The sequence below is a fragment of the Endozoicomonas atrinae genome, assembly GCF_001647025.1.
GTDB classification, from domain to species: Bacteria; Pseudomonadota; Gammaproteobacteria; order Pseudomonadales; family Endozoicomonadaceae; genus Endozoicomonas; species Endozoicomonas atrinae.
Genome location: NZ_LUKQ02000382.1, coordinates 1 through 3801, shown reverse-complemented (window position 1 = coordinate 3801; position 3801 = coordinate 1). Strand labels below are relative to the sequence as shown.

Below are 3801 nucleotides of genomic sequence, written 5' to 3'. Positions count from 1 at the left end.
ACCATTCGCACCGGAGTTAAACAGCTCAGAAAGGCTATGGGAGTGGATGCGGGAGCATGACTTATCAAACAAAGCATTTTCAGGTTATGAAAATATTGTAGATTGTTGCTGTGAAGCTTGGAATAACCTTTGCAGCGAAGCTGGTCGACTGTTCAGTCTGTGCTCCCGTGATTGGGCAGTTATACAGTAGTTAGAAAATTCAATTGGTATAATTTGTCCTTGGACCTTGAGCGCGTGTGCAGAGTTTGTTGATATCCGCAAGCGGTGTTTTTTCTTTAGTCCTGAGAAGGGTTTCCGGGTGTATGCCTGTGATTCTTGAATATTGGCTTAAACCCTTGTGTTCAATGGTGGGGGGGGGGTAAGTCTTTGCCTGTCCTTCCTTGTAGATGAGTTTCAATACTGGGTTTAGCGTAAGTTGTGTATTGAGAGAATGTGGCGGCTGGCTGTATTGCGGTTTGGCTTCTAAGTTCATAGTTGGTGTGTCGAAGTGCGCCAGAATGAACAGAGGCATGTGATGTTTCCATTTAGATATCCTATGATTTTTATAAACAGTTTTAAAAGGTAGTAATGGTTTTTTAAGTGCTCAAGGGTTATTGACCGATTATTTGATTTCCCGCTGTGTGATGGTCAAACTGGCCAATGCCAATACCTATGAAGTTTTTGTCTGGCCGGTATCCTGAGGGCTGGGCGGAAAATGCTGCATTTACACTGATGGCCTCTTCCTTGCTTGATTACGTGCTGACTTCGTAAGCTGTTATCCATCGCATTTAATGAATGGAGTTGCTGCTCAATAGTATTTATTTGGTTCGAAATGCTGTTAACCTCTCAGCCTAAATTCTCTGTCATTGATCTTTTGGGCTCAGGGTCGAAAAGCTGAATGGAGATATCTCTAGCTGCTGTTGTGTAGTTATTGCCATCATAAGCATAGTTATAGTTCCCTTCATTCCAGCTTGGTTTAAGTGTCAAGATACCATTGTCGTAAGTTATCCTTCTCAGATCCGGGTAATGGCTGTGGATCTCAACCTGGTGCATGTTAACGGCATCTCGATTCTGATTAACCATATCTGTTAGGTTGTTGTTAACGGAGGTTTACAGGTCAGTTGCGTCGGGATAAGTAAGGCTGGGGAGTAAAGGCAGCGTTTAATCGGAAGGTTGTGCCAGTAAAAAAAGTGGGGCAGAAAAGACCTATTGCCGAAAGCGTAATGAGGTTTGCTCTCTTCATTTGTCAGGTCTCTTGAAGTATGAGGAGATTGGGAGGGGGGATTTCAGGCAAGAATAGATCATTTTTCGATAGAGTAATTTAGGTGGTTTTCTCAGCCTGCTAGACGTATTCAAAAGCCCTTGACTTATTGTATGTTGGCGTCTTTCAGGTTAGTATTCCGGCCTCGCGATCAAAGAGGTAAGCGGTATGCGTCAGCCACTGGTAGCCGGAAACTGGAAGATGAATGGATCTTCAGACAGTATCCGTGAGCTTATTGATGGTATCCTTTCAGGGCTTGAAACCAAGGCTGAGGTGCTCGTTTTTCCACCTAGCGTATACGTTCAGCAGGTACGCGACTTGTTGAAGGGTTCTCCTGTTAAATTTGGTGTGCAAAATGCCTCCGATAAGCTGTCAGGAGCCTACACTGGTGAAATCTCTCCTCTGATGGCCAAAGACCTTGGCTGTGAATATGTATTGATTGGCCACTCTGAGCGTCGTTCTCTGTATGGGGAAACCGATGCGGATGTGGCAGCGAAATTCTGTGCTCTGGTTGACCAGGGGCTGGTGCCAGTACTTTGTGTTGGTGAGACTCTGTCAGAGCGCGAATCTGGTGACACTATGAAAGTGGTTGCGCATCAGATTAATACTGTGCTTCGAGCTGCTGGTTCGGAGCGTCTGGCTAATTTTGTAATTGCCTATGAACCAGTTTGGGCTATTGGAACTGGTCTGACTGCAACACCAGAACAGGCGCAGGAAGTTCATGCTGAAATTCGTGCGTTGCTGGCAGAAAACGATCCGTCCATGGCGGATAGAACCCGTGTTTTGTATGGTGGTAGCATGAAGGCTGATAACGCAGAAGAACTGATGAGTCAGCCTGATGTTGATGGTGGTCTGATTGGTGGAGCTTCGTTAGTAGCTGCTGATTTCAAGGTGATTTGTCACGCTGCGGGATAGTAATGGAAACCATTATTCTTCTTGTGCACGTGCTGGTAGCTGTTGGTGTGATCGCTCTGATCATGCTGCAGCAGGGCAAGGGTGCAGAAACAGGGGCCAGCTTTGGCTCAGGGGCTTCTCAGACGGTGTTTGGAAGCCAGGGCTCAGCTAATTTCTTGAGTCGAACAACAGCGATACTGGCGACGGTGTTTTTTGTAACCAGTATTGGTTTGGCGATGATGGCCAGGCAGAAGGCTGATGGTGTTGCAGAGGCCGGTTTACCCTCTGTTCAGATTGAGCAGATTGTGCCTGCTAATGATGCGCCATTTTCAGTAGATGCTTTAGAAAGTACTACCGAAAGCGATGCGCCTGTGTTAGAGTCTCAGCCCGTTGAGAGCAGTGGCTCTGGCAACTCTGAAAGCACGAAGTAAGATTAAAATCTTATTGATTTATAAAGGGTTTTCAGAAATAATTTCACTGTCGCTGAGAGCGGCAGTTAAGGCCGAAGTGGTGGAATTGGTAGACACGCTGTCTTGAGGGGGCAGTGCCTGTATGGGCGTACGAGTTCGAGTCTCGTCTTCGGCACCAAATAAGAGCCTTTGATTCTAAAGGCTTTTTTTGTATTCTCCATAATTGTCTTAACTTCTAAAAACCTACCCAACAACCTGTTTTCCTAAAAAAATTCCTAAAAAAATACCTTATTTCTTAGGTTCAGTGTCTTTGTCATTAATACGACATATTTATTTTACACCCCAAAGATAATGATTCTATTTGGTTCCCTTTACCTCTTGGGTTTTGCGTATATAAACTTGTTTTGCCTGCAGGGTCTTATGGCCTGAAATAAGCCCTTCATGGTCAGATACTCCTTTTGCTTTAAGGTCGTGAAAATTAAAGCGCTCTTCCAACAACCCATCCTTATGAGCTTGACCCATTATTTTCTGCCATTGGGAGTCGAGGGTATCTTTTTTCATTTGAGTACCATTCGTATCGCAGAACAGATAGTCGCTCTTGGTTTCACGACGCAGCTCACTAATGATTTGATAGGCTTTTTTCAGTCTAGGTGTCCAAAGGGTGATTTCATCAAGAGAGCCCTTTGCACGCCTAAGCTGAATTCCTTTTTCAAGAATCTGGTCATGTGTCATACGAACTAACTCGATCCGCCTTGCCCTACAAATATAAGCAAATTCCATCATGGCCTTCCAAAATGACGGAGCGATGTAATAAACAACTGCATATTCATCATCTGTTATATAACGGGTTCGGCTGGTTCTAGGCGCGGCCTTTAACTCAAGGCATGGATTCCGAGGCACTTCATCATAGTACTCTCTGCCCCATGTCCACGCAGATGAAATCGTTTTACGAATATGATCACGAGCACCAGGTTTATCATTAAATTTTTCCAGAAATCGTTTGATAGTTGCTGGTGTTATTTTGGACAGAGGTACATTCCCAAATTCAACGAAGCCAATAACAGGAGATGCTGTGATCTTTGGTATATATAACATTCTGATGTATTGAACTTGTTTAGACAGTTTTTTGAGGGAATGTAATTTAAATTGTGTAAACGCTTGTCGTTAATACTCCAAAATGGAGAATAACAATGAGCGTTGAAATCAACGAAAAACTGGTAGATCAAATAGCCAGTCAGATTAAAACTCAGGATGATC

General features: G+C 44.1%; 4 protein-coding genes, 1 tRNA gene and 1 pseudogene. 4 read left to right on the top strand and 2 right to left on the bottom strand.

Annotated elements, in window-relative coordinates; all coding sequences use genetic code 11:
• A pseudogene (locus AK963_RS36015) lies at positions 1 to 190 on the top strand (IS630 family transposase); the annotation flags it as partial.
• A 9-nt stretch (positions 191 to 199) separates the two neighbouring features.
• On the opposite strand, the gene AK963_RS26590 reads toward AK963_RS36015, so the two are convergent.
• The gene (locus AK963_RS26590; protein WP_066018368.1) at positions 200 to 511 is read right to left on the bottom strand and encodes a hypothetical protein; all 312 of its coding nucleotides are present in this window, start codon (positions 509 to 511) and stop codon (positions 200 to 202) included.
• Positions 512 to 1408: 897 nt separating this feature from the next.
• Here AK963_RS26590 and tpiA point away from each other — a divergent pair.
• The 3 genes from tpiA (at position 1409) to AK963_RS26570 (ending at position 2722) form a co-directional block, all read left to right on the top strand.
• The gene (gene tpiA / locus AK963_RS26580; RefSeq protein WP_066018366.1) at positions 1409 to 2155 is read left to right on the top strand and encodes a triose-phosphate isomerase; all 747 of its coding nucleotides are present in this window, start codon (positions 1409 to 1411) and stop codon (positions 2153 to 2155) included.
• Positions 2156 to 2157: 2 nt separating this feature from the next.
• Entirely contained in the window at positions 2158 to 2565 is a 408-nt protein-coding gene (gene secG, locus AK963_RS26575; RefSeq protein WP_066018365.1) for a preprotein translocase subunit SecG, read from the top strand.
• 70 nt (positions 2566 to 2635) lie between these two features.
• Positions 2636 to 2722 (top strand) — tRNA-Leu (locus AK963_RS26570).
• 179 nt (positions 2723 to 2901) lie between these two features.
• Here the strand turns inward: AK963_RS26570 and AK963_RS26565 are convergent.
• On the bottom strand, positions 2902 to 3639 hold the full coding sequence (locus AK963_RS26565; protein WP_066018364.1) for a tyrosine-type recombinase/integrase: 738 nt from the start codon (positions 3637 to 3639) through the stop codon (positions 2902 to 2904).
• Between the last annotated feature and the right edge of the window lie 162 nt (positions 3640 to 3801).